Consider the following 25,481-nt stretch of genomic DNA (forward strand, 5'->3'; position numbering starts at 1 on the left):
ATAAAAAGATTATAAATAATCAGAAAGGTCAATTTATGGTTTATATCTTTGAACCCGACATTTATTTAAAAATATGTTTGATAAAAAATCTTCTTTATATGGATTAGGGCTTGCAGGATTGATCAGTTTGATCTTGATTTTTCTCCAACCGAAAGTTGTCTTTGATTACGATTTCGAGCAGTTTTTTCCTCAGAATGACGAGGACTTGATTTTTTATCAGAATTTCAGAGAAACATTCGAAAATGACAATGACTACCTTCTGATCGCTTTGGGTAGGGAAGAGGGTGTTTTTGATTCTGCATTTTTAGCTGAAGCGCTAGCTGTTCAAAATAAGTTTGAAGAACTTCAGTTTAGTGAAGAAATTGTTTCCCTATTGACTTTGGAAGAGCCAATCATCAATGCATTTGGAATTCGTTACAGTCGAATCTTGAATTGGGATGATGAAGAGAAACTATCCAGATCAAAAGAAAAGTTGGACTCTCACCCACAATATTCAGAAAATTTGATCAGTAAGGATCAGAAATTTCTTCTGCTGATGTTGAAAAATCAGCAAATGATCTCTAAAGAAGATGGAGATCAGCTCAATCAGGAAGTCAAAGATATCCTTTTGGAATCCGATATTCCTGAGTACCACACGGCTGGAAAAATCAAAGCCCAAGGAGAATTTGTGGATTTACTTCAGGAAGAATTTGCCTTTTTTCTTTCTATTTCCATTGTCTTGATTTTGGTTTTGTTGTATTTGATTTTCAGAACCTGGTGGGGTGTAGTATTGCCTCTTGTGGTTTTACTTTTTGGAATTGGATGGACGATTGCCATTATTTTATTGACAGGAAAAGCGCTCGATGTCATGTCAGTAATGCAGCCGACGATTTTGTTGGTCATTGGGCTAAGTGCCTTGGTGCATTACCTTACACTGTATCTCCAAAAACTCCGTCTCGGATTGCCAAAAGATCAAGCCATCAAAGCCACTTTCAAAGGCTTGTTTTTGGCTGTTTTCCTTACATGCTTGACTACAGCCTTGGGTTTCACCACGCTGTATTTCACCAGCGCCATTAGCTTAAAGTTGTTTGGAATTTATACAGCCTTGGGTGTGATGGTGATGTTTATGGCAGTTGTGTTGATTACGCCGGGTTTACTTTACCTTTTCAGCCCGCTCAAAGTCGTTGAACGCAACAAATTCAAAGAATTTTGGCAAAGGGCATTGAGAAAATCTTTGCTTTGGACTTTCGGTCATAAAGCTTTGATTATTGCAGGGTTTGGTATCATTTCTATACTTTCCATCCTTGCAGCGACAGATTTGAAAATCAATGGTTACCTCTTAGATAATCTACCTAGAGAGCATGAATTGGTGCAAGAGTTTGAGTTTTTTGATCAGGAATTTGGAGGTTCCAAGCCTTTGGAGATTTTTATTCAAGCAGGCGATTCAGCAGAGAGTTTGTTGGAATTGGATGTGTTGAGAGAATTGGATAAACTTGAGCAATTCGTCCAAGAAAAATATCAGGCAGGGGCGGTGATTTCACCCCTATCTCTGGTGAAAGTCCTTAATCAAGCCCAAAATTCCGGAAATATCAAAGCTTTTGCACTTCCTTCTCAAGGTCAATTCCAAAGAATGCAACCGTATATCAATCAAGCTTTGGAGCAATCGGATTATCAATTGATTTCTTCTGATCGCAAACAAGGACGGATGTCTTCCCGGACGGCAGATATTGGGAGTTTGAAGAGTGATGCCATCAACAAAGAATTTTTTGAATTTATAGAAACTGAAATTAATCCAAATCTACTCGAAGTCAGACTGACAGGAACCTCCAATTTGATCGATAAAAGTCACCGAACCATCTCACAGCAAATGGCAAAAGGATTGGGTGTGGCGATTATTTTGGTTGGCCTGATAGCTGGTTTTTTATTTCGGTCATGGCGGATTTCCTTTATGATTTTGTTGCCCAATCTTATTCCACTCTTATGGATGTGTGGCGTGATGTGGCTCTTGGATATAGATTTGAAATTAACGACTGCTGTGATTTTCACAGTGGCTTTCGGGATTGCTGTAGATGACAGTATCCACTTTATGACCAAACTTCAATCAGAACTCAAGCTCGGGAAAAGCATGCTTTATGCAATCAAAAGAACATACTTTGAAACAGGAAAAGCGATTATCCTCACAACAATTATCCTAGTTTCAGGGTTTGCAAATCTTACGCTCAGTGATTTTGGAGTTACCTTTTATTCCGGTTTACTGATCAGCTTAGCTTTAGTATTTGCAGTCCTAGCTGACCTGATGCTCCTCCCGGTGTTGCTTTTGTCAATGCAAAAGGTCTGGAAAGAAAAAAGGAAAGATAAAGTAGGAGGGGAGAGGGATGAAAAGGTGGGTGTATAAATTTTTACTTATTCGAATTAATTTTGCTTTTAGTCATTTCGACCATCGGGAGAAATCTCAAACTTTTTATATCTACCGCTCTCATATTTAAGGATTTCAACTTCTTTTTTGGCGTCCTTTATAATTTTTTCGCAATTTTCATTCTGTTCATAAAGTTCTATCGAATTGACAAATTCAAGATCAGCATATTGGTTGGTATAAGTATTTGAAATTTTCAGTTCTTTTGTGTGTACTTCAAATGTCCCTAGACATGTTGTGTCTGTTTCTCCAACGTAATGTGAGATTGGGAATTCTTTTAAAACCACATTCAGTTTTTCCCCATCGGAAGTATAAAGGGATAATTCAGTAATCGATGATGGATTTGGTCGACTTTGATTTGCATAAAATACCTTCAGTCCAAAAGCCACATTTGTTTTATTCAATTTATAAATCGATGGTTCGATTTCGATCTGATCAATTCTAACAGCATCGCTGAACCATTCTTTTTCACCTCTGAATTTTGCCTTAATTGTACCAGATTTTTTGTCGGTAAGAATGAGATTATTATTTAAAATCATATATCCTTCCCCTTCTTCGGCGATTTCAGGAATTACAATCAATATATCATTCTCAAATTCTTGTGAAACTGCCAGTTGAAAAAATATAGCTGAGTTTTTAATTCCAACTTTTTGAGCAGTTTCTTCAACCAATTCTCGAGATTCCTTTTGTCCTAGACAATTGAAGGATAAAGTCAAAAAAATTATAATCAGAAGGTGTTTCATATCGTTTTGCCTTGTAAAACAGGTTTGAGTTTTTTGGATCAAACTTATCAAGAATGTCTGAGTATTAAATTGAGACCTCTAGTTCTACAAACTTAAAAAATTTTAAGCCATGCTTGGTGGTTTAATCTTGCTATTGGTCATTTCGACCATCGGGAGAAATCTCAAACATAAATAATATTTATTGGTGTAAGATAGAGTTCATCGTCTATTTTGCCTAGTAGCTAACCCCAACATGTTAACGTATCTACAATACAAAGCCTGCTAAATTGGAAAGCCTTGTACTACAAATGTTATTTCTATTAAAACTAATCCTTTTTTATCATTCAAGCAAATCAATCAATAAAGCAAATAAGCCTTACTCAGCTCTTTGAATTTCTCCAAATCAGCTTGCCAAGTAGCTCGGATTTCTAGTTCGGTTTTGCCGGCTAGGATGTCTTTTCGGAGTTGGTCGGTGCCGGCTAGTTTGTCGAAGAAATTGTTGAAGAATTTTTCCTTTTTTCCAGAAGTCTGATAGGCTTCCAGCAAATACTCCAAGGTAAATCGATGTGTCAAGGGTACACTTCTCAAATCTCTCCCATAGCAAAGTTTATTTTGGTGTGGAGGATTTTTTGACATGCCATCTATGCTGACCGGTTTGAAGGAAAATTCGCCATATTTTGCATCAGGGAAACCATACACTTGAAAAGGAAAATAGGTACCTCTGCCAACAGAAATATCAGTTCCTTCGAAAAAACAAAGCGAAGGATATAGTCTTATGGAAAGATCATTGGGTAAATTGGGTGATGGCTTCACCGGTAAACTGTAAGCCATTTCTCTTGACCAATTTTCAATTTTGATGATTTCCAACTCGGTTTTTACCTTGTTTTTCAACCAACCTTCTCCATTGATCATATTTGCAAGTTCGCCTACAGTAAGTCCATGCACTACAGGAATAGGGTGCATTCCGACAAAACTCTCAAAGCCCTTTTTCAAAACAGGTCCATCAATATAGTCTCCATTTGGATTTGGTCTATCCAAAATCAGCATTGGAATCTTATTTTCAGCAGCACTTTCCATTACATAATGCATCGTGCTGATGTAGGTGTAAAAGCGCAAACCTACATCCTGCAAATCATAAATGATCAAATCTAGCCCTTTGAGAGATTCAGGGGAGGGCTTTTTATTATTTCCATAAAGAGAAACAAGCGGAAGTCCCGATCTAGAATCAATTTCATTGTTTACAGCTTCTCCAGCATCTGCATCACCCCGAAAACCATGTTCGGGAACGAAAACTTTCACCACATCGATTCCTTCCATCATCAGAAAGTCAACCAAGTGGATGTTATTTTTGGTACTCAGAATACTGGTTTGATTGACAACAAGTCCTATTTTTTTACCTTGAAGCTGTTCTAAGTATTCCTCTAATCTATCCGCAGCAGGTAAGATTTGGGAGTTTACCTTTTGCAGGACTAGCCCAGTTTTTGTTTGAGGGCTTTGACAAAATGCCAAGCTTTGAAGTAAAAAAGTAAGAAGGAATGCGATTTTCATTTGCTTCATGTTATTTTGCGCTAGATTTCCACCAAATTATAAAACTTCGTTGAACCTTTCCTATTTCATTGCCAAAAGAATCAGTTTTAAGAGAACCGGTGGTTTCACAGGAACGATCCATAGAATTGCAGTTGCCAGCGTGGCGATAGGCTTAGCAATTACGATGATTTCTTTTATGATTCTTGGAGGTTTTCAAAATGAAATTTCCAACAAGGTATTTTCTTTTACAGGACATTTTCAAAGCATGAAATTTGTATCAGGCAATGCTTTTGAAGAATCTCCCATTTCTACGAATGCTGATTTTTTCCAAAATTATCAAAATTTAGAATTTATCAAGCATGTTCAAGTTTTTGCGCACAAGCCAGGTTTGCTGAAGGGTGATGAAGAAGTCGAGGGTGTCTTGATGAAAGGAGTTGGGCCGGATTTTGACTCCTTGAGTTTCAAGCCATCTATTATCAAAGGTCGATTTATTCAGTTTTCAGATTCTGCTGCGAGCAATGAAATCGTTTTGAGCAAAAAGATAGCCAATAAATTGCTTTTGGATGTGGGAGATCGGGTGACGATGTATTTTGTGCAGGAGCCACCAAGATTTAGACGATTGGAAATTGTAGGGATTTATGAGACTTTCTTGGAGAATTTCGATGATAAAATTCTTTTAGGTGATATTCAGACCATCAGAAATCTCAATGCTTGGACGCCAGATCAGGTTGGAGGCTTTGAGATTTTTGTTGATGATCCGAGCCAATTGGATAGCTATGCAGAGCCTTTGTATGACTTCTTGGATTTCGATTTAAAGTTGATCAAAGTGACTGAAAAGTATATGGAGATCTTTGATTGGTTGCTTTTGCTCAATAACAATGTCTATGTATTTCTTTCTCTGATTCTGTTTGTGGCTGCATTTAATATGGTTTCGATCCTGTTTATCCTGATCATGGAAAGAACCCAAATGATCGGTGTGCTCAAGGCTATAGGGGCTAAAAATGCACAGATCAGAAGAATTTTTGTATGGAATGGAGTGAGGATAATAAGTCGAGGCTTGCTGATTGGAAATGCGATTGGTATTGGATTCGGATTGCTTCAGGATCAATTCAGGATTATTCCCTTGGATTCGGAGAATTACTACATGAGTTTTGTTCCCATTGATTGGAATTGGCCTGTATTTTTATTCCTAAATCTAACCGTGCTGATTGTAACCACGCTCGTTTTATTCATTCCAGCGATGCTCATCAGCAATATCAAACCGATCAAAGCAATCAGGTTTGATTGATTGGTTTATAGGTTTTGAAAATACTTCGGAGTTTCATGTAAAGTACGCCCAATACAGCTTCTTTAAAAATCCCCGTGCTCATCTTGGATGTGCCCCGAGTTCGGTCTGTAAAAATAATAGGCACCTCGACAATTTTAAATCCTAGTTTCCAAGCAGTGAATTTCATCTCTATTTGAAACGCATAGCCAACAAACTTGATTTTGTTGAGATCCATCGCTTGGAGCACTTTGGCTGTATAGCATTTGAACCCTGCGGTGGTGTCTTTGATTGGAATCCCAGTAATGAACTGAACGTATTTGCTTGCGAAAAATGACATCAAGACCCTTCCCATAGGCCAGTTGACGACATTTACACCAGTGATATACCTTGAGCCAATGGCCATATCAAAGCCTTCGTTTGCACAAGCATGATGCAGTTTGATCAGGTCATCAGGATTATGTGAAAAATCAGCATCCATTTCAAAAATGTACGAATAGCCTTTTTCCAAGGCGTATTTGAAACCTGTGATATAAGCCGTGCCAAGTCCTAATTTCCCTTTTCTCTGAATCAGATGAAGCCGACCAGTAAATTCATTTTGGAGTTTGATGACCTCCAAAGCAGTTCCGTCGGGGGAATTATCATCTATGATCAAAAGCTCAAAATTACCTTCAAGATTCATGACAGCATGAATAACCTCCCGGATATTTTCCAGTTCGTTGAAAGTAGGAATGATGACTAATTTTTCTTTTTCCATAAGACCAATCTCAAAAGTAGGATTAAATCAGCATATAAATAATGAAAAACAGTTAAAATGATATAATTTCGACACTAAAATAAACCCAATCAAGAAAGTGTAATGAGTCAAATAGCAATAATTACCTATGAAGCAAAAGGTTCCTATGCAGCTAACAATGTGGAAGATGAAGATCAGGTTTTGGCATCTATTTTAGATGAAATTGCTGTTGACTACAAATTTGAGATTTGGTCAGATAAGGCGGTTGATTGGAGTCAATATACTTGCTTGCTACTCAAATCACCTTGGGATTATTTTGATCGGTATGAAGAGTTTTTGGCTTGGTGCAAACAAATCCAAGATTTGGGGATTCCGGTTTACAATGATTTGGAAACGGTTATTTGGAATTCAGATAAGAAGTATTTGAAGGAAATTGATGAGAAAGGTTTCCCGATTGTGAAAACCAAGTTTTTGGAAAAGGGAAAAAGTGCAGCTGATGTATATGCTTGTTTTGCGCTTTATGATGTTCAGGAATTGATTATCAAGCCAACAGTCAGTGGAGGCGCCAAGCATACTTTGAAAATCAACGTGCGCGATTTTGAGTTGAAGAAAATGCAAATTGATGATTTACTGAGACAAGAGGACTTTATGGTGCAGCCTTTTGTAGAGGAAATTGTAGCAGTAGGGGAGTATTCCTATATTTTCTTCGATGGTAAATTTTCCCATGCTGTTCTCAAAAGTGCCAAATCAGGAGATTTCCGTGTTCAACATTTCTTTGGTGGTGAAATCACGATTGTTCAGCCAAGTAATGGTGAATTAGCATACCTTGAGTCTTTAGTAGAGGCTTTTGCGAAAGATACGCTTTATGCTAGAGTTGATGGTGTATGGAGAGGAGATAGGTTTTTATTGATGGAGTTGGAATTGATCGAGCCTTACCTCTTTTTATTCACTTCAGAGGCAGCCAAACTCAATTATATCCATGCACTCAAGAGTAGACTTTTTTCATAACTGTATCCATAAAAAATTTTCTTTCCAAAAAAGGAATTCAATAGAGCCAAAGTAGTGGGTTTTACCCAAGGTATGGTGAGTGAGGATTCCCGCTTTTTTATGTCATTTTTAGGTTCAAAATGACAGAGTCAAAAAAAAATTAAAAAAAAAGTAAAGTTTTTTTAATTTTTTTTCGCGCTTCTGAATGCATCAATTTGGGGTGAAATACAAATTTCTTCGAGTGATAATCATTTACTTTTTTGTGTAAGTTTTTCATCTTGATAAATTTAGTTTGAAAGCATTTTTTGTCTTGTACTACAGATGTTTAGCATGTTTGGAAATCAAAAAATATGTGCAATATTGGTGTATGAATTGATGATTTAGCTTGCTGAATAGTCAATTTTTAGACAAGGAAATCAAGTAAAATAACTAACATTAAATATCATGAAAAACACAAAAAAATTGATTTTGGCAAATGTATTTGCAATGCTTGCAGTAATACTATTTCTTACTCTAGGTAATACGTTTGGGATTGAATTTGGAAGTGCATCAACTTCCTTATTGGTAAAGGCTTTGTTCCTTTTGACTCCGCAGGTAGGGTTTATTTATCTGTATTGGATGTCATTAAGGTCATCTGAAGAAGGAGAGATTGCTTAGGTTTATATTGGTTTATGTGGAAAAATGTCCGACTGAGAATGTTGGGCATTTTTTTTATGCTAAATTTTCTAGCAGAAAATCAGGGATTTAAGAATTGTTAAAGTTTTTTCGAACTCGACTATTTGGAATATTAAGTATTCAAGCTACCTTTGCAATCCGTAAAGCAAGCAATTGAACAAGCGGATTTAAAGATGTAGTAGATTTATCTGTTATTAATCTTTAAAATAAGAGGACTGGCAGATTTATCTGCTATCAGCCTTTGAAAGAAAATAGAGGAGTGGCAGATTTATCTGCTATCAACCTTTGAGAAAAAATAGAGGAGTGGCAGAGTGGTCGATCGCGGCGGTCTTGAAAACCGTTGTACCGTGAGGTACCGGGGGTTCGAATCCCTCCTCCTCTGCAATGTGCCAGAACGTAACTGTTCTGGCTTTTTTTATGCTTAAAATTTACTCTGTTAATAACATCATTTTTCAGAATAAAATATTTAATAAGTTTTATATACAGTATAAAATATAGATTATAAGCTATTTTTATAATATAAGTGATACTTATATCAACAGACAAGTGTACACACTTTTACCCATGTCATTCCTTTGTATCATGCTTTTACGGATATATTAGTGTGTACATAGGTTAAACATACAGTGTGTACAGTGTCGGTACTGTCATTTTTTTTCACTATCTTGATAAGAAATAAGGGGTGTAAAAATGGCCTTCAAAGGTCTTTAAACAATGTTTTATGTCAATTTTCAGGAAGCTAAATTTATCAATTTTATCAAGGGAAACTGGTGCCAATAGCAACGAAGTAACTATCTATATTAATATTAGAGTTACTGACCTTGGAACCAAGAGAAAATCAGTTGGAATTACCATTCCTAAAAAGAATTATTCAAATGGTCAGATCATTGGCAGAACCGACATTGCTCGAAATGCTATTAAAAAGATTGAATCTATAAAAGATAAACTTCAGGAATCTTTTGATGACTTGGTAGAAAGGGAAATGGTTCCTTATCCTGATTTGGTGATTGAAAATTTAAGTAGGGAAGAAAAAAATTCAATTGGTTTAATGACTTTGTGTGATAAAGTTCTTGAACAAAAAAATCTTGCTGTAAAAGCCGGCCAATCTTCGAAGGATTTACCAGAAAAGTTCAGAACTCTTAAAACTCAATTACAGGGATACCTTCAAAGCAGCTTTAATAAAAATGATACCTATTTGCATAGAATAAATTTTGAATTCATTTCAAGTTTTGCTCATTACCTCTTGTCACCAGAGGTTAATAATGGTAATGTAACAGTAAATAAAAAGATGTCAAATCTTAGTCAGGTATTTACTTATGCTGTAAAAAATGATTGGATGCGAAGAAATCCTGTTGATGATTGGAGATCCTTGCCAGAACCAAGCACTAATAATGAATTTTTAACTGAGGAAGAACTTCTAAAAGTTTATGAATTTGAACTTGAAAATGATTCCTATGAAATAGTTAAAGACGCGTTTATTTTTATGTGCTTAACTGGTCTTGCTATTTCAGATACAAAAAGGCTTACTTATAAGCAGATTGCTGAAAGAGATGGGCAATGTCATATTGTATATGTAAGAAAGAAGACTCAAAAGCTAATGGAGATTCCTTTATTGGGTAAAGCTGAAGAGATATTAAAAAAATACTACAACAAACCACTGCAGCTTTCAAAGAAAAAGTCTCGGATCAAAACTATTGAAGACCCTATTTTCCCGATTCAGGCAGATCCATTGTTTAATAAGAAGCTGAAAAGGATGTTTGAATACAACGAGCTTGAACTTGATTTTGATATTTCTTCACATTGTGGAAGAAAAACATTTGGAAATCTTGTATCTGTAAAGATGGGTATGTCTCATGCTTCTGCACTTTTGGGTCACAGTTCAGTCAAAACCACAGAGAAAAACTACGTTGATAATTTCTCCAAGGATGCATCAAAAGAGAGGAATAAGGATATGGTTAAATTTCTATCAAATCTTAGTTAAAACCCCGAATTATAATTATTCCTAAAAAGAATAATTATCATCTTTTTCGTATCTTGTAGTCTAAACATAACACATTTCGGATATGAGTGAACAAGAGCAAAAGAGTCTCCAATTTATTGAGAACAGGATTGAAAGTATACTTAAAAATATGTTTGAAGATTTTAAAAGATCACTTTCTAAAGATTTAAAAATTAAGCAGTCGGGGCAAATGAAACAAGAAGAAGAGATTCTCCAAGAAAATAATGTCAAGTATTTGAAAGCTGGTGAAGCTGCCAAGATGTTAAATGTGAGTACAAGAACACTTCAGAGATGGAGGAAGTCATGTGATATTCCACACATCACCCGAAGAGGTCTTGCTTACTACTCACATAAAGATATCAAAGCGATTTTGAATGGCGAACTTGATATTTCAAGATCAAAAGAAGAAGTGCAAACAATTAAAAGAGGAAGAAAGCCTGTTTTGGGCGAATATTAATCAAGATCAAGTTTTTTCAATAATGTTTTTGATTGCTATTTCACAAGATACCCTTTCGATTTGTTCAATATTTAGCTCCGGTAAGCAGTCATTTCCCGATTGATCTTTGACCCCTATAATCCAGATACTCATGAGAGTTATCCCAGTTGCCGGTTCTGGGATTTCCTTACACCTAAAGACAACAAGATAAAGTGTTCCACCTTCCGAATAAGGGAAGGCAGAACCATGGTAATTATTTTGACTATTTTTATCCATTAATTGAGGCCTAAATCAATGTTGTCAACCATACCATACTCTATGGTTTCAGCAAATCCAAATGCCCTATTATTGAGTTCTGCAACTGTTCCGAATATATTACCAAATACCTTTTCTTTTTGGCTGTAAACATGGGTAGTAAAGTGTGTAACTCCCTGAAATAAGCCCATAAGGTTATTACCAATATCTCCAGTTTCTTTTTTCAAAGAATTGGATAAACTTTCGATCTTATTCTTTTTTCTGGTGCCAATACTATCTTCATTTCCCAATTCTATATTCAGAACTCGTTCGATCATCATTTCAACAAGAATAGGGTCTACATCAATTTCCTTCCAAAGAGTTAGCTTTCTTTCGAGCCTTCTTTGTTCCTCCATATATGTTTCAAAGCTCAGGATTAAATCGTCAATTCTGGCATCAATTGCTGCAGTATGGGGTATTGAGAATGCCCTACCTTTATACATTCTCGAGAATTGATTTTCACATCTTAACATAGTGTGACTGCTTGCTATAAAGAAGCCTGTTGAATAGTCGTGACTATTGCCAATTACCATATAGTTGTCAAAATCAAAGCCAGCAATCTTTCTTCGATCTGATTTCAGATATGCAATAATTTTCTTACCTCCTTGAAATTCGCTGAACCCATGAAACTCCATTCCGGTAATTTTTATCATGCTTTCCACAACATCCTTGAACTTCATATTTGGAGTTGGGGTATAGCTTCTTTTACATACATTTAAAAGTGCCCCGTTGTCAGATCTCGTTAGCATTTTGTAGTTCTTTAATGTATGTCCGTTTTTATTAAATAGTCTTTCTGTCTGGATTTCCCAGTCAAGTTCCGACGAAATTGGCTTGATTATAATGCCCATAGTTCTTGCTTGTTTAGATTGATAAATTGATTATACTGTAACTTCTTGATTTACTTTTTTGAGCTCACTATCAAGTCTGTAGTAATCCTTGTAGCGTTCAATTACTACATGTAGATCATTCTCGATGTAGAGTTCTTTGTTCTGTATGAACATATCCATTGGAGTTTTTCCAGGGAGGTAGCCATCTGAGTTTGTCACAAATTGGTATTTCACACCTTGTCCAGCCTCGTTTTTGACATAGCGCGAATAGAGTACACATGTAGCCTCTTTTTCTACCAAACCCTCCCATTCGCGCCCTTTTATTTTAGTCCTTACCACAGTGTTCCCATCAGCATCAGTCAGGTACTCAACATGAGAGATCACAAAAACAAATTTATTTTCAAGTGATTTGAGTTGTTGGAAGAATTCATATACTCCAGAATTGTAATGGTTGAAAACATCAAATCCTTTGTATTTTGCTTTACACTCTGCAAGAAGCATATCTGTGAAGGCGCTAAAGGAATCGATGATTACATTCTTGATTTTTTCAGATCCTCGTAGCTTGTCTATGATCATTGATGTATATTCTTTCACTGACATGGCAGGTACACCTCTCTTACCGTCTTTTGGTAGTATGGCGTCTTTGGGACCCATTGGGAAATTCACAACTCCTTTAGAAAAGAATGGTAATTCCTTTTTTTCATAGTTAAGTATGATGGTTTTGTCATCAAGATTTCTAAGAGACGTTGTTTTGCCTGTTGAAGGATTTCCAACGATCATTGTTAGTAAGTTCATAAATTTTGAATTTTGGTTAAAATGAAAGATCCCTGACCGATAGGGCCAGGGATCTGGAAAATTTAAATTTACATTAGTGTTTAGTTTTAATTCTTGACTTTGCATGCAACAATTTTGTTAAGATCAAAGTCTTGATTATTACCATAAAACTGATTCTGTTTTATTATCCATTCTTTATTATCCTCAAGCGATTTTTGAAAATAGCTTTTTGAGTCTCCAATTGGTTTTGCAAAGTATTTATTGTAGACAATTTGCTTTTGATTTTTATGAGAATCAAAACGAGAACCAAGTAGAACTCGGATTTTTGAAGGCTTACAGTTCTCAATAAAATTTTTCAATTCTGTGATATCACCTTCAAAGAATTTTACTAAATCTTCCTGTTCAAAATATGATATATTTTCTTTTTGGGGATCAAGTAGGCCTCGGATTAAGGATACTAATTCAGGCTCACCGATAATTGCCTGTCTTATGAAAGTATTTTCTGATTTATCAAATTTGAAATATTTTGGAGGTTCAACAAGAAAATTTTTAACGCTATGCAAATCCTCATAAAATATTTTCCCATAGGCATCAATTAAAGCATTTGCCTTATCTACTTCTCGTTCTAAATACTTATTTATCAAAAATAGATTTAATATAGCTTTGATCTTTCTCCCAGCTGGCCTTGTTTGCTCCAAAAAGAATGATAATTGTAGTTTTTTTCTACCGTTATCCATCAAAGTTATAAATGATTCCACTGCATTTTTTGAGGGTATTCCAAGTCTAAGGCATTCATCAATGTTTGGATTTAAAGCCACAATATTCATATCTGCTAATCCAACATAAACTTCTTTCTCTTTAAGAGGATTACTAATACTTTCAATTCTCATGATATAATTTTTTCATTGTAGTTTTCAGATTCGGCGAAATCTATCAGAAATGGTTTACTGAAAAGATTATTATGAATGCATGAATCACCTGAATAGGCTTTAAGAATAATACTGTTGGAGCAAATTAAACTTTTATTAAGTTGTTTGAATTCCAAGTAAATAGGAGAATGATCTGGGATCCTTTTTTTGATTGGACCTGAGTTTAATTTGCTAATTTCAATTATCTCTTCCTCGTTCAGATTTGGTTTTGTTATCATATCTAAAGGATCGAGTACGGCAAGTGTAGTTAAAAGCAATGGATTAAGCTTTTTTCTACTATTAAATTCAAGAAAAACAGGTATTGTTAAGTCAATACATTGTTTCTTGTACTGTGAATAATTTCGAAAAGAAAATTTTGCCTGAGGATGTGCATGTAATGTTCTATCAAAATATTTGATACTTAAATCAGGTATAAAGAGATTGACTCCTTCGTACTTGTAAATTTCATTTGTCTTGTTCATAATCTTTTTAAATATAATCCAAAGGTATAAATATAATTTCAGATTATAATATTATTGTACCACATTTTATGACTTTTTATCACCTTTCATTTTTATCCCCTTGACTATTGGATCGATAGGTATCGAGGTTAAGTCTGTTTTTGAAAAAGAAAGGATTAATTTTACCTCTTTTAGAATATTGGGGTTATTCACATAATGAATAAATTTCTCTGGTGAAGCCTTAACTTTAATGCGGAACAGAATAGCATCATCATTCATCAATGTAAACTTGTAAGCAAATGGATGATATTCGTACTCAATATTTACAACGCTATATTCTTTTGACTTTTCTCCATCTTCATTAATCTTTTTCCATAGCCTTTTTTTATAAAGTTCAGCTGCATGGGAATTATTCAAACTGAATAATTCATTGAGTTGAGTTAAAATCTCTGTCAGAGTTTTATTCTCTTTCATGCACTTGTCCACATAATCCTCAGCGCTTAATTTTGGAATATATTCATCTCTTGAGGGTTTGGAATTATCTTTCTCAATAATGACTATTGAATCACAATTATCGCATTTTGCTCCACCAATATGCCCCTTTTTATATTGCTTGATGTTTTCATTGCATTCAATGGAATTTCTATTGTCACAGTGTGTAATATATTGTTTGTTCATAGTTTCTTTCAAAAGAAAAAGGGAGCTTTAAGCCCCCTTTATGTGGAATATTATGATATTTCGTTAATCATTCAATTAACGTATTGGCATTTTAAAGAAAGATGTTTTCTTACAGTTCTTAATTTTGTAACTGACTTTCCATTTCTTTAATCCACGATTCCCAATCTTCTGGATCAAATGAAATGCAAGCAGAAATATTTTCAGATAAATGCACAAAACCGGTTATTTTGAACCGTGTTAACCAAAGCCAATCTCTCACATTTGATGAATAAGATTTAGAATAGAATGAATAATTTTTCACTTCTATTGAACTTTCATACTTTTTGAACAATATAACAACGAAATATAATTGAGCGGTATTCAAAATTAGAACGCCCACAACTATTTGATTTGAAGGTTGTATTTTGTCATTAAGTAAGTTCCGGGAACATCTTTGTTCTCCTTCAGAGAAGATTTGATTTTGAGCTTTTCAGGTACCGAAATAGTCTTTGTCGACAAATACTCTTCCGGTATTATACTTTCATTTTCAATGATCACTTGATCTGATTTTCTAAGTGATAATTTATAGAATCCAGTTTCAATTGAACCAAAGCGTCCAATGGCTTGCTCAAGGTTTTCCTTTAGTCTTGTAGCGATGTTATTCTTCCTTTTAACAAATTCATGTATTTGCTTTTCTGCTTCTTTAGCACGTTGGATTTCACTTTCACAATGCTTGATGATTTTTACATAGTTAAGTGATTTAGACTCAAGGCTATCTCTGTTGATCTTGAGTGCTTGAGATATTTCTTCATCAATTAGCCCTTCATTAGACTCAATAAGTGCCATGATTTCAACATGCTCTCTTGTAATTTCAAATAATGATACATTTCCCATAAATTTTTCAATCAAAATTTAGTGATATAAAGAATTCAAGTATTAACTGATTGAAAAAGAGGGTCAATAGGATCCTTATAGATACAAATTGAATTATATTTTGAGTTTAATTTTCATTATTGAATTTGTTTAAGCGTCTAAAAAGATGGATTATTGCGCACATTTCAGCATAATTTGACACAGTGACAGACATTACAAATAAAGAGAAACATATCATTTTCAATGTTTACAACTCAGGTAAAGGGAAGGAAAGGAAATTCGTAAATGAGTCCCTTGAAATAACGGAATTAAATAAGGTTCTGACTTCAAATAAAAAAAAATATAAAGAGTGGAGCTTTACTGAAAATCTTCATGATGTTAAGGATGATGCCTTTGTATTTCGAATTCTTAATAAAGAGTATAAATCATATGTTGAGAAAAAGCTGGAGTCATTATGCATACCGCCAAACGTGACATATGATTTGGATGAAGTAGAGAAATACACCGTTTTAATTTATTTTTTTGATAATAAAATTTGTGATAAGGAAGTTAGAAAATATGTTTCCAAAGGCTTTGCTAAGCTTCTTGATTGCGAATTAACATCCAATATTCAATTCAAAAGTCATGTTTTTAAAAAGGGAACTAATTTTAGAATTCATAATCATGTCAATACTGAATTCATAATATTTCATGTGCTTGCAGAAGTTGGTTATTCATGTTCTGGAAGAACAGGTGCTTCATTGCTGTCTGGAGAAAAGAAAAGAAGAGGGTCATACATTCATGGGATTGTGCCAAAACAAAGTGCAAAATCGAAGTTAATTAATCAGTTTGATCAAAGGGAAGATTTTTTTTCGCTATTAAAATATAAAGAAGCGTATCTTAAAAAGATGATACCAAGACTCGATGAAATATTTGCGAGTGGAAATGGAAATATCAGAGATTTGATTTCTTTAGTTTCTGTAACAAGCAAGCTTATTAATTCAAATAAAATTTCGAATAATATAATTGAAAAGTTTTTAAAAAAGGATCAATCGAAAATTGATGAGATATTGATTTCGGTAAGGAAAGTGTTTAGGAATGACTTTTATCCAGAAATTCTTTTTTACGATCATAAAATGGAAAAGTCTTACTGCATTTCAGATTTGTTAAAGGATATGAACAAGTTTGAGTACTTTCAAACTGATACTATTCATCTCATGGGGTTGGAAGAAGCAGAGAATGAGATGAGAAATTATCTTAAAAAATTCATTGACATCGATAATAAGAAAATTGTTGGGGATAATGATATACATTTTTTAAAGGCCGCAGCAGGGATTGGGAAGACAGAAATTATCATAAAAATGAGAGATAGTGTTATAGCAGTACCGACTCATAATTTAAAGGATGAAACAGCCAAAAGACTGAGAAAGCTTTTCCCAGAAAAAGAAATTAGAGTTTCACCAGAGATCCCTGATTTTTCAAAAGAAGTGAAAATGAGAGTAGAATCCTTGTTCGAATCAGGCAGAAACTCTTTTGTCCGGACTTTTTTAAGTAATCTGACTGAGGATCCAACGACTGAAAATGGAACAAAGGAAGATCAAAATTTAGCAAAAAAATATTTAGAAGATTTAGAACATGTCAATGAACCGGGTGAGTATTTAATTATTACAACCCATCATAAAGGCCTTTTTTCATCATTCGGGAAAAGATTGATAATCTTTGATGAAGACCCTTATAATTTATTACTTGAACAAAATTCATTTGATTTAGTGAAGTTGATTCGTTTTGCGAATCGATTCCAAGATAATTCTCCAGAGCGTAATGCGTTCAATTTTATAATTGAAGAGTTAAATAAAACTAATTATCAAGAAGTTAGAAGATTTCCTCAGGAAATATTTTCGGGACTGGAAAGTAATATTTTAAAGCGAGTTAATCAGGATGATAAATTACAAGCTATTGTACATTTTTTATATTCACATAGTTATCTAAAAATTAAAACCAAAGGAGTTGAAAAAGTTAACTTTATCATGAAAAGAGCTTTTCCGGAAGATGCAACCTGCCTAATTTTATCGGCAACTTTGTCAAGAGAGCTATATCAAAATTTGTTAGGGAAAGAAATTGGGCTCAATTATCTGGATATATCAAATGTAAAGCATAAAGGAAAAATCTATCAGAACAGTGATTTTTCATATTCAAAAAGTCAAAAGGAAACTTGGGATTATTTAGTTAAAGAAAAGATTAAGGGAAGATTTGTGATTACTTTCAAGCCCTTCAAAGAGGAATTCAATTCAAAAAGAGAAGATATTAACTTCTATTTTTTTAACTGTTCGGGTTATAATGGTTTAAAAGGAAAAGATATAGTTGTTTTAGGAACTCCTCGAATGAGTCCAATAAGATATAAGCTTATAGCTAATGTCCTTGGAATTCCAGTTGAGAACCTCAATTCAAGTAGTAAATTGGTTGAAAGAAATGGCAGGTCTGTTATATTTTATTCCTTGAATAACCCAACTCTAATGAATATTGAATTGGACCTCATTGAAGGAGAGCTAATTCAAGCTATAGGAAGGGCTCGCGCTTTAAGAGAGGAAAATGCGAGTGTCCATGTATTTACAAATTTTCCGCTTCCGCAATTTGTACAAATTGATGAACCAAATGAGTTAGAACATAATAAAAGTTTCTATCCCGTTGAAATTGAATGAATTGATTTTATAAACCTGTTAAATTGAAAATTACTTAAGTTTGAATATAATGAGGATGTAGTTAACTATCTTGTTAGAAGGGAAAACACTTTTTCAAGAACTAATTTTAAAAAAAAATGGCCGGAACTCATTGTCCGGCCAAAGGTATTTTAGAAAGGAACTTTATCCAGGTTTTCAAATCCTACAGGAACTTCTTGAACAGAATGATCAATTTCATTGAAAACCTCCGAGATTTTCTCAAGTAACTCATTCGGAACCTCAAAACTTGCTGGATCGATCACTTGTGAAGCGGGCATGAATTTATATGAAGGAATTAGCTTTTTAATATACCCATCTTCAATCACAGTGTTCACCATCATCCCTCTATTAAATTTAAGTTTCCACTCAGAAGGTTGAGTGTATGCTGCATATTTACTCAGATTTCGTGGTGTTCTGAATGGCAATAGAATCAATATCCTTCCAGACGTCTGTTCTTTCCCTGTGTGTTTTGTGATTTTTCCAGTTTCTGAATCTATGAATAGGATTTCAAGAATCCCGTGGGGGATAGGAGTTGTTCCGTCTCCATAAATTTTGCTTCTCTGAATTCTTTCTTCTTGTTCAGCTTTGTACTTTTCTACGTTGTTTTCCATTTGTTTTGATTTTAAAGTTTAATTGAAATTTGATAATTGATGTAATAAAAAAGCCCTTACTGATAAAGAGCTTTGAGGTAAGATGAAATGGCATCAAGTCTGAGTTTAACTTCCCATTGATTAGCAGGAACCTTGGAAATTAATTCTACATACTTTCTGCCTTTGTATTCAAACACGCTTAGAGTTTCCCCTGGGATTAATCTAAACATTGCAAGGTCTTCGAGATCGGTAGTAATTGGAATTACTCTTACACCCCTGATACCGGCTGGTTTGGTAGTGATAAATGATGAAAGTGCCATAAAATTTTTCAGGCAATTCTTAGTGATATAATTTTGATTTATTGTACTGGAATCTTGGGAGATACTTTGTCCTCTGAAATCCGATGGAACTGTTTTAAAGGTTACCTTTTGGTGTAGTTAGCTCAACGTAGCTAAGATATGCGAGTCTTAATGATAGCAGAAAGCCTATTACAGCAATTACCCTTAGGATGATTGAATCAGAATCACAAAAACAGATTGTCAAGAATAGAATAGATGATAAAATTGCTGAGACAATGCACAAGGCAGAACTCAAGTTCATAACTATCTTTCTTGTTTCTCCTATCTGTTTATTAGAAAAGATATCCTTTGTTTGGTTCTGAGATCTTGTTGGTTCCTGCCCAATTAATTTGTTAGGATAGTGGGTTCTCTCTTTTGCTGATGTATTTGTTTCCATGTTTTTTTAGGAAATGTTTAGTGATATAAATACGATCACTTTAGAGATGTACCTGATTATAATATCCTAAAATGTACTATGTATAGGAAGTGGACAACCGATATTAATTAAGTAGGAGAAAGGATACTTGATATGGTTGAAAATCATCCAAACCCTATAGTTGCTTTGACTATTTATTTAATGAAAAAAGCAGGCGAGTATAAAAGGAGTATAATATGATAATTATAAGTTTGTGTAGGCAGAACCAGTGTGATCGAATCAAGTGGTTTTGAAAAATTCTTTGGTTATTGTAGGTATAGGTTTTGAAATGATAAAGGTTGGGGGGCACCACGGGTCAAATATTAATTTAATTTTACCTTGGTAATAGGAGGGGGGCGTTTTGCATATGTGGTTCAGTCTGTTTAAAATATAAAATATTTTTTTAAAGATTAAGATATCATTTGAGCTATGAATGTTTTCTCTATGGAGTTTGGATATTTTTGGTTTTGTTTTTGGAGTTTAAATTTATGATGTTTTGATTGGTGAGTTTTGATATTGTGAAAGCACTGTTTGTTCTAAGGTATAAGTGAATTAAAGTCATTACTTATTTGCTTCACGACTTCCCTCCCCCGCTTGAGGCGGGTCGGTCGTCTTATGTATGCCAAGTAATTTTAATGTTAGCACAACAGGCAAGGAGGGGCCTCAAGCCCCGACGCCAGCCGGATCCGCCAAGCCTCGCATATTAGTAGTTATATAACAAGTCCGTTACATTTTTTTATTAGAATATTAAAATGGAATTATAGTATAAGGATCAAATAAAAATGAGATAACAAATTGGTAAACAAATGCTTATTTGGATTTTTAAAAGTATAATGTGCTAAATTTAGAAATCTCTATATAATATTATATTGAGTTTATGAAAACTGCACACTTTTTTATCGATAACTTAATTCAAAGTATTGGTTCTTAGTGGTTTTAAACCTAATTTTTTTATAGTATTTGTTAAAACGAGACAAATCCGACCCTAAGGGAGGATTTAGTCGACCACCCATTTCATTAATCAATCTCACTAATACAAACTTCAAATTCAATACAACATATTTTAAACCTCAAAATAACTTACCTATCAACTTCAAACTTCACATGCCAAACAGCATAATCAAAACCTATCTTGATCCCAAAATTCTTCAATTAATTGCCAATAATTGAAGGTTTAATGATTAAGACATAATGTGACTTTTTTGGATCGGGTATTTATTCTCTATAATTTAGTATTTAAATATAAGTTGTTTCAAGTGTCATGAAGATAATTTTAAAGAGAGATCAATTTTTAGCTAACCTTTTTTCGACTGCTAATATCAACGATGATAGCGGCCTTGAGAAAGCAATTTTAGATGCATACTTTCCATTGGTTCCCGAAATTAGTTTTGGAGAAGACAAGGTTTTAATAGATGTACCGGTGCAATTATCAAAGGTGAATGAAAAGGAGTTTTTTAAAGCCACTGAGCTGTGTAGACAGGGGGGATATAAAGAAGCTATCATGATCTTCGAAAGCTTAAGAGGGGCTATGATAATGGATTCTGAATACTATAGGAATTATGCGCAAGCATATGAAGAGATAGGTGAGTCAGAAAAGGCTATTGACCTGCTTATAGAATCATTGAGGTTCGATCCTAAGAACAAATGGGCATTACTTCTGATGGGAAATATTTATATCAAACATTACAGTGACTTTGATACGGCTTCAACTTATTTTGATAAAGTGATAGACGTTGATCCCAAGAATCATCTTGTGCTCTCAAATATCGGTGGAATGTTTTTGAAGGCTGATAAATTGACTCTTGCTGGGCGTTTTTTTAATAAGGCGTTGGAGAGTAAAGCTGATTTCCCCAATGCCTTGCACGGCATGGGGATATTGCTACATAAGCAAGGAAGAATGCTTGAAGCTTTTGATTATGGATGCAAAGCTCTGAGTAATGCTGAAAACACTGATTCCCAAAAAGTTTTTATTGGGTTCCTGACTAATTTAGCCTCTGAATACGTGAAAGATAGAAAAGGGAATGAAGCACTTGCTGGATATTTCAAGGAAGTTCAAGACCTTTCCAAAAAGCTGATCAATATTGAAATAAAAAATACGATTGAGTCAGAGGCCAAATTAGAATTAGCGGAGAACTACAAGCGAGATCATCACTTGATTCTTTACAAGGAAAATGTAGTATTTGTAGATCACCTTATAGCACACGAGCTGACCCACTTAAAATACATTCAAGAAGCACGTAAAGAAAATTCTAATATGCAGTTCACAAGTGGACTTCTTGAAAAAAAGAGATTTAAGACATTGATGGAACCAGTCCAAAAGAAGTTGTTGAACCAAGGACTTGCAAAGGATAAAGTTGAAAAATTCATTGAGATGGTTTTTCATGGCACCAACAGTAGAATATATAATGCGCCAATAGATTTGTTTATAGAGGATCATATTTTCAATTCTCTCCCTGAATTGAAACCCTACCAATTCCTGTCTTTGTCAACAATGGGTAAATTATCTTTACAAGCTGTAACTGACTCTTCTATCTTAGCTGTCACACCACCTGAAATTATTAGTAAGATAAAGGTGTATAACGCATTGTCTGCAAGACAATTCGACGAACTCTTTGGGATGCAAACTGAAAAGGACTACCCTCTTTCAAGGCAGGAGAAGGATTTGATTGATAAGTTTTGGGATGAGTTTAACGAGTATAGAAATGACAAGGAACCAGGAGAAGAATACGAGTTGATTGAAAACTGGGGGAAAGATCTTGGCCTTAATATTTATTTTAAACTGCAAGAGGAAGCTATTCTCAAAGAAGATTCCAGAACTCAATTATCTATTGATGATCTCGATTTGGATAAAATGAATCACGATAGGATAGAAGCGATGACGGGAGCCTTGCTTTATCTTCGAGAAAAGGATCAAAATAAACTTGAAGCTATTGCATTTGAAACTGCTATGGTAGCAAAGAGAGGAGTAGGTGATGATGAGAAAGGTTTAACTCTTCATAACATTCCTGAAAAGACATTTGATAGGGATCAGTTCTTGGCTTATTATTATGTTTCTTGGGCATTGATAAGACCTGATTTTCTTGATGAACTGGGTTTAGACTATGAAAAAGAGTTTCAGTTTGCTTTGATTATGGTACAGCGAGAATCTTGGGGGTAGGTGTGCTTTTACAATGCTAAGTGGTTTTCTTTTCAGGTAAGGTTTTCCAACCAAACATCTCTTTTAGCTCTTCGTCAGAGATATGCTCTCTCAAGCTTGCTATAATTTCTCCTTTTGGTTCATGCTTTTTCATTGGATAGATAAAGAACCTATACATCTTAGAGTACATTTCAGGATCACGGTCAGGGTTGAGTCCGGCTCTTGGTGCTGATAAGATTTTTTCAAGACTTAGCGTTCCTTGATTTGCTTTTTCTAATCCAAATGTCACTTCATGTTTCACAATGCTTTTGAACCCACTCATGAATGCTTGAAGACACTTTAAGGGACCATAGATGTATTTCTCTTCATTACTTATTGGTTCATCTATTCTTTCTATTGCCCTTATCAATATTCCTCCATAGAAGTTCTCATTACCGCATGTGATATCAAGACCTGATCCATGTTGATACCAATGACCTGATGTTCTCTGCAGTTCATGACCATGGGTATATTTATCATCATGGTTAACTCCTGTGTAATAAAATTCAATCTCACAGATTCGGAAAGACTTTTCACCACTGATAAGAACATATTGATTCAAAAGGTCATTAGCAATCCTTTTAAAGGAGTCTTCAGGATTCTGAATGTCTATTGAAAGGTTTAGTATACCCATGATGATTTTTTATTTGAATGTAAGTTTTCAACTTTAAGGACTTGCATTTTAATTAAATGGTCTCAATGGCATGCGTTGTATCACAGTTTTCTTATGCTTTGGTAGGATAAAAATTACACCGCCTTAACCAAATCAGAACTGCTCACTTTAAACTAAGATCCTTTATAAAATATCCCCAGTTCCAGTGCTCTTAAGGGTGTTATGTAGTAGCCAACTTTCTTAATCATTAACTTGTGGAAGTTTCCAAAATACATTTCCTGTTTTAACTCATTAAGTAATGTCAAATAGCTTAAGTAGGTCTCGGGTTTTTCTAACTTGTATTTATGTGGTTCCTCTTTACAAAGATTCCGAAACACTCTGGAATCCCAGATAGCAAACTTTTCTGGGTTGATAAAGTGGAGAAGCTTACTGGTTCCAACCAAAGAGTTGTTGAAGATGGATTTCAGAAAAGCTAACTCTTTTTTGCTTAAGTCATCTCCTTCTTTAGCACGATTTAAGATCTGAAGTAAAGTGTCTTCTTTATTTAAGTCAACAGACTTTAAAATAGTTGGCATCCAAGAGTATACGAAACTTATACCAAGCACAACATCAGATAGATCAAGATGTGACTTATGTTTGAAATAATTAAGGAAATGAGGATAGGTTACAAAATAACTTGAAATTTCAGGATTGAGAGAATAAGCAACTTCATTTAATTCTTTTAAAATGATTTGGTTGCTTTGATTAGGAGTTAGTTTAGCTGAGAAGGACCAAGTTACGGTATCAGTATCTTTATCAAACTCTTCTAAAAGATAACCTTGCAAAGCTGTTTCAAGTTGATCCAACAAATGAAGCTCATAAGCTCTTTGATTCTTTTGGTTTAACTTATCAATTAACTTTTTGGTCACATATTCCCTGTAATCTTCATGAACAAATTCTAATGTGAAAATGTACCAATCATATTTCTTATGTATAATATTAAATGGTTTTCTGAAGCTGTTATACTTTCCAGTTATATTACTGCCAAGTCCGGAATCTGTTGGGTCGTATTCTGAATGATTGTATATAAAATAGGTTTTACTGTTATCAGTTATTTTCCAAATGATTAATCCGGATCCTTCGGTGAGAATCTCAAAAATTTTTTCTGTTTTCATTTTTATGATGTTTTGATGAGTTATAGCTTATTTAAAATGAATCCTATCATAATACTGATTTGATAAGTGTAATTAAAAAAAATAAGCTTTCATATAAACTGTAGAAATAACTACACCTTTAATTAGATGCGTTCTTACTTGATGATTAATCTTCTATTAAAGAAAAAAATAGATTTCTTTGTCTTGCTTGTTCACAAACAATCCTTCTTTTAAAAAACTGATTTTGTTTTTTAAATCAAGTCAAACCCAACCGTTCTTTTTCTTTTTTAAGTTTTTCTACCCTTTCAGACTTCATTTTTTCATAGTTTTCCTTACCATAAATTTTATAAAAGTATTCATCACCTACTAAAGGAATGTGATCATCCTTCTCAGGGTCTAAATAGAGATTCCTTATATCCCTATCCAACTCTTCATCTGAGATATTCTTCTTATTTTTTGACATGTTTAAATATAATAAATTTTATTAGACTTTATCTTTATGGAGTTCGTAGCCATAGATATATATGTACCCTCGTGATTACCTCCTCTGTAATAAGATCATCCTACAAAATTTTAAAGGGTTTCTTCGATCATATGTTCAATTTGATTCAATTAGGTACTCAGTTGCCTTTTTAAACCTTCATTACAAGATTGAATGTTGCACAAATCCCATCAGTCCTTCTTTTCCAGAATAAGATGGAATGCTCACTTAGCCTGATTTCAGGAAGGGCAAGTCCAAGGATGAAAAGCTCTCTAAGCCTGTTAGATGACTTCTTTCACCTTGTCTTCATTGGTCAGAATTCCATCTTTCAAGTATTCTTTGAGTACGATTGATTCGTAAATCCAAAAAAAAAGTAACAAACAATTCTTTTTGTATAACAACTATTTTTAATCAAAATTACCCTGTAATGGGTATTTTTTAATTTGGGATTAATAGGCATCTTTGGCTCTGAACTAAATAGCTATCTATGCCCACTTATCTTTGGATC

At 34.2% G+C, this 25,481-nt stretch carries 23 protein-coding genes and 1 tRNA gene; 9 read left to right on the forward strand and 15 right to left on the reverse strand.

What is annotated here, in order from left to right:
* Positions 1-73 precede the first annotated feature (73 nt).
* Positions 74-2,374 (forward strand): efflux RND transporter permease subunit, encoded by a 2,301-nt coding sequence (locus tag IEV57_RS06550; protein WP_188440840.1) that lies wholly within the window; start codon positions 74-76, stop codon positions 2,372-2,374.
* Positions 2,375-2,403: 29 nt separating this feature from the next.
* Here IEV57_RS06550 and IEV57_RS06555 read toward each other — a convergent pair whose 3' ends face one another.
* Positions 2,404-3,135, reverse strand: a complete 732-nt coding sequence (locus IEV57_RS06555; protein ID WP_188440842.1) for a PA3715 family protein — start codon at positions 3,133-3,135, stop codon at positions 2,404-2,406.
* Positions 3,136-3,471: 336 nt separating this feature from the next.
* Entirely contained in the window at positions 3,472-4,671 is a 1,200-nt protein-coding gene (locus IEV57_RS06560; RefSeq protein ID WP_188440844.1) for an exo-beta-N-acetylmuramidase NamZ family protein, read from the reverse strand.
* A 40-nt stretch (positions 4,672-4,711) separates the two neighbouring features.
* Between IEV57_RS06560 and IEV57_RS06565 the strand changes: the two genes are divergently transcribed.
* Positions 4,712-5,929, forward strand: coding sequence for an ABC transporter permease (locus IEV57_RS06565; protein ID WP_188440846.1), 1,218 nt, complete (start codon positions 4,712-4,714; stop codon positions 5,927-5,929).
* Here the strand turns inward: IEV57_RS06565 and IEV57_RS06570 are convergent.
* On the reverse strand, positions 5,916-6,662 hold the full coding sequence (locus IEV57_RS06570; RefSeq protein WP_188440847.1) for a polyprenol monophosphomannose synthase: 747 nt from the start codon (positions 6,660-6,662) through the stop codon (positions 5,916-5,918). The genes IEV57_RS06565 and IEV57_RS06570 overlap by 14 nt on opposite strands.
* Positions 6,663-6,764: 102 nt before the next feature.
* Here IEV57_RS06570 and IEV57_RS06575 point away from each other — a divergent pair, with 102 nt between their 5' ends.
* The 5 genes from IEV57_RS06575 (at position 6,765) to IEV57_RS06595 (ending at position 10,759) form a co-directional block, all read left to right on the forward strand.
* Complete coding sequence (locus IEV57_RS06575) at positions 6,765-7,649, forward strand: ATP-grasp domain-containing protein (protein ID WP_188440849.1); 885 nt, start codon at positions 6,765-6,767, stop codon at positions 7,647-7,649.
* A gap of 423 nt (positions 7,650-8,072) precedes the next feature.
* The gene (locus tag IEV57_RS06580; RefSeq protein ID WP_188440851.1) at positions 8,073-8,285 is read left to right on the forward strand and encodes a hypothetical protein; all 213 of its coding nucleotides are present in this window, start codon (positions 8,073-8,075) and stop codon (positions 8,283-8,285) included.
* 315 nt (positions 8,286-8,600) lie between these two features.
* Positions 8,601-8,685, forward strand: a tRNA-Ser gene (locus tag IEV57_RS06585).
* Between the two features lie 339 nt (positions 8,686-9,024).
* On the forward strand, positions 9,025-10,284 hold the full coding sequence (locus tag IEV57_RS06590) for a site-specific integrase (protein WP_188440853.1): 1,260 nt from the start codon (positions 9,025-9,027) through the stop codon (positions 10,282-10,284).
* Between the two features lie 208 nt (positions 10,285-10,492).
* Positions 10,493-10,759 (forward strand): helix-turn-helix domain-containing protein, encoded by a 267-nt coding sequence (locus tag IEV57_RS06595; protein WP_194383018.1) that lies wholly within the window; start codon positions 10,493-10,495, stop codon positions 10,757-10,759.
* 6 nt (positions 10,760-10,765) lie between these two features.
* Here IEV57_RS06595 and IEV57_RS06600 read toward each other — a convergent pair whose 3' ends face one another.
* The 7 genes from IEV57_RS06600 to IEV57_RS06630 form a co-directional block, all read right to left on the reverse strand.
* Complete coding sequence (locus tag IEV57_RS06600; RefSeq protein WP_188440857.1) at positions 10,766-11,014, reverse strand: hypothetical protein; 249 nt, start codon at positions 11,012-11,014, stop codon at positions 10,766-10,768.
* A complete protein-coding gene (locus IEV57_RS06605; RefSeq protein WP_188440859.1) occupies positions 11,014-11,880 on the reverse strand; it encodes a DUF932 domain-containing protein in 867 nt (288 codons plus the stop codon). The genes IEV57_RS06600 and IEV57_RS06605 overlap by 1 nt, the downstream gene beginning before the upstream one ends.
* 30 nt (positions 11,881-11,910) lie before the next feature.
* Positions 11,911-12,654, reverse strand: coding sequence for an AAA family ATPase (locus IEV57_RS06610; protein WP_188440861.1), 744 nt, complete (start codon positions 12,652-12,654; stop codon positions 11,911-11,913).
* 86 nt (positions 12,655-12,740) lie between these two features.
* A complete protein-coding gene (locus tag IEV57_RS06615; RefSeq protein WP_188440864.1) occupies positions 12,741-13,523 on the reverse strand; it encodes a hypothetical protein in 783 nt (260 codons plus the stop codon).
* Positions 13,520-14,023, reverse strand: a complete 504-nt coding sequence (locus IEV57_RS06620) for a hypothetical protein (RefSeq protein WP_188440865.1) — start codon at positions 14,021-14,023, stop codon at positions 13,520-13,522. The genes IEV57_RS06615 and IEV57_RS06620 overlap by 4 nt, the downstream gene beginning before the upstream one ends.
* A 66-nt stretch (positions 14,024-14,089) precedes the next feature.
* On the reverse strand, positions 14,090-14,680 hold the full coding sequence (locus IEV57_RS06625; RefSeq protein WP_188440868.1) for a hypothetical protein: 591 nt from the start codon (positions 14,678-14,680) through the stop codon (positions 14,090-14,092).
* Positions 14,681-15,061: 381 nt separating this feature from the next.
* A complete protein-coding gene (locus tag IEV57_RS06630; RefSeq protein ID WP_188440869.1) occupies positions 15,062-15,553 on the reverse strand; it encodes a siphovirus Gp157 family protein in 492 nt (163 codons plus the stop codon).
* Positions 15,554-15,735: 182 nt separating this feature from the next.
* On the opposite strand from IEV57_RS06630, the gene IEV57_RS06635 reads away from it, so the two are divergent.
* Positions 15,736-18,210 (forward strand): hypothetical protein, encoded by a 2,475-nt coding sequence (locus IEV57_RS06635; RefSeq protein ID WP_188440871.1) that lies wholly within the window; start codon positions 15,736-15,738, stop codon positions 18,208-18,210.
* A gap of 149 nt (positions 18,211-18,359) precedes the next feature.
* On the opposite strand, the gene IEV57_RS06640 is transcribed toward IEV57_RS06635, so the two are convergent.
* Together IEV57_RS06640 and IEV57_RS06645 are read right to left on the reverse strand one after the other, a co-directional pair.
* Positions 18,360-18,839, reverse strand: a complete 480-nt coding sequence (locus IEV57_RS06640) for a hypothetical protein (RefSeq protein ID WP_188440873.1) — start codon at positions 18,837-18,839, stop codon at positions 18,360-18,362.
* 56 nt (positions 18,840-18,895) lie between these two features.
* Positions 18,896-19,138, reverse strand: a complete 243-nt coding sequence (locus tag IEV57_RS06645; protein ID WP_188440875.1) for a hypothetical protein — start codon at positions 19,136-19,138, stop codon at positions 18,896-18,898.
* 1,694 nt (positions 19,139-20,832) lie between these two features.
* On the opposite strand from IEV57_RS06645, the gene IEV57_RS06650 reads away from it, so the two are divergent.
* Positions 20,833-22,728, forward strand: coding sequence for a tetratricopeptide repeat protein (locus IEV57_RS06650; protein WP_188440877.1), 1,896 nt, complete (start codon positions 20,833-20,835; stop codon positions 22,726-22,728).
* A gap of 16 nt (positions 22,729-22,744) precedes the next feature.
* Here IEV57_RS06650 and IEV57_RS06655 read toward each other — a convergent pair whose 3' ends face one another.
* The 3 genes from IEV57_RS06655 to IEV57_RS06665 form a co-directional block, all read right to left on the reverse strand.
* Positions 22,745-23,380, reverse strand: a complete 636-nt coding sequence (locus tag IEV57_RS06655) for a hypothetical protein (protein ID WP_188440878.1) — start codon at positions 23,378-23,380, stop codon at positions 22,745-22,747.
* A gap of 152 nt (positions 23,381-23,532) precedes the next feature.
* Positions 23,533-24,513 (reverse strand): hypothetical protein, encoded by a 981-nt coding sequence (locus IEV57_RS19350; protein WP_229744252.1) that lies wholly within the window; start codon positions 24,511-24,513, stop codon positions 23,533-23,535.
* 235 nt (positions 24,514-24,748) lie between these two features.
* Complete coding sequence (locus IEV57_RS06665) at positions 24,749-24,955, reverse strand: hypothetical protein (protein WP_188440880.1); 207 nt, start codon at positions 24,953-24,955, stop codon at positions 24,749-24,751.
* Positions 24,956-25,481: the final 526 nt, after the last annotated feature.

The sequence above is a fragment of the Belliella aquatica genome, assembly GCF_014637795.1.
Classification (GTDB): Bacteria; Bacteroidota; Bacteroidia; order Cytophagales; family Cyclobacteriaceae; genus Belliella; species Belliella aquatica.

Bases quoted from the DNA above. Each gene is read 5' to 3' on its own strand.
- IEV57_RS06550 (WP_188440840.1), top strand. From the start codon at position 74: ATGTTTGATAAAAAATCTTCTTTATATGGATTAGGGCTTGCAGGATTG.
- IEV57_RS06555 (WP_188440842.1), bottom strand. From the start codon at position 3,135: ATGAAACACCTTCTGATTATAATTTTTTTGACTTTATCCTTCAATTGT.
- IEV57_RS06560 (WP_188440844.1), bottom strand. From the start codon at position 4,671: ATGAAGCAAATGAAAATCGCATTCCTTCTTACTTTTTTACTTCAAAGC.
- IEV57_RS06570 (WP_188440847.1), bottom strand. From the start codon at position 6,662: ATGGAAAAAGAAAAATTAGTCATCATTCCTACTTTCAACGAACTGGAA.
- IEV57_RS06575 (WP_188440849.1), top strand. From the start codon at position 6,765: ATGAGTCAAATAGCAATAATTACCTATGAAGCAAAAGGTTCCTATGCA.
- IEV57_RS06580 (WP_188440851.1), top strand. From the start codon at position 8,073: ATGAAAAACACAAAAAAATTGATTTTGGCAAATGTATTTGCAATGCTT.
- IEV57_RS06590 (WP_188440853.1), top strand. From the start codon at position 9,025: ATGTCAATTTTCAGGAAGCTAAATTTATCAATTTTATCAAGGGAAACT.
- IEV57_RS06595 (WP_194383018.1), top strand. From the start codon at position 10,493: ATGAAACAAGAAGAAGAGATTCTCCAAGAAAATAATGTCAAGTATTTG.
- IEV57_RS06600 (WP_188440857.1), bottom strand. From the start codon at position 11,014: ATGGATAAAAATAGTCAAAATAATTACCATGGTTCTGCCTTCCCTTAT.
- IEV57_RS06605 (WP_188440859.1), bottom strand. From the start codon at position 11,880: ATGGGCATTATAATCAAGCCAATTTCGTCGGAACTTGACTGGGAAATC.
- IEV57_RS06610 (WP_188440861.1), bottom strand. From the start codon at position 12,654: ATGAACTTACTAACAATGATCGTTGGAAATCCTTCAACAGGCAAAACA.
- IEV57_RS06615 (WP_188440864.1), bottom strand. From the start codon at position 13,523: ATGAGAATTGAAAGTATTAGTAATCCTCTTAAAGAGAAAGAAGTTTAT.
- IEV57_RS06620 (WP_188440865.1), bottom strand. From the start codon at position 14,023: ATGAACAAGACAAATGAAATTTACAAGTACGAAGGAGTCAATCTCTTT.
- IEV57_RS06625 (WP_188440868.1), bottom strand. From the start codon at position 14,680: ATGAACAAACAATATATTACACACTGTGACAATAGAAATTCCATTGAA.
- IEV57_RS06630 (WP_188440869.1), bottom strand. From the start codon at position 15,553: ATGGGAAATGTATCATTATTTGAAATTACAAGAGAGCATGTTGAAATC.
- IEV57_RS06640 (WP_188440873.1), bottom strand. From the start codon at position 18,839: ATGGAAAACAACGTAGAAAAGTACAAAGCTGAACAAGAAGAAAGAATT.
- IEV57_RS06645 (WP_188440875.1), bottom strand. From the start codon at position 19,138: ATGGCACTTTCATCATTTATCACTACCAAACCAGCCGGTATCAGGGGT.
- IEV57_RS06650 (WP_188440877.1), top strand. From the start codon at position 20,833: ATGAAGATAATTTTAAAGAGAGATCAATTTTTAGCTAACCTTTTTTCG.
- IEV57_RS06655 (WP_188440878.1), bottom strand. From the start codon at position 23,380: ATGGGTATACTAAACCTTTCAATAGACATTCAGAATCCTGAAGACTCC.
- IEV57_RS19350 (WP_229744252.1), bottom strand. From the start codon at position 24,513: ATGAAAACAGAAAAAATTTTTGAGATTCTCACCGAAGGATCCGGATTA.
- IEV57_RS06665 (WP_188440880.1), bottom strand. From the start codon at position 24,955: ATGTCAAAAAATAAGAAGAATATCTCAGATGAAGAGTTGGATAGGGAT.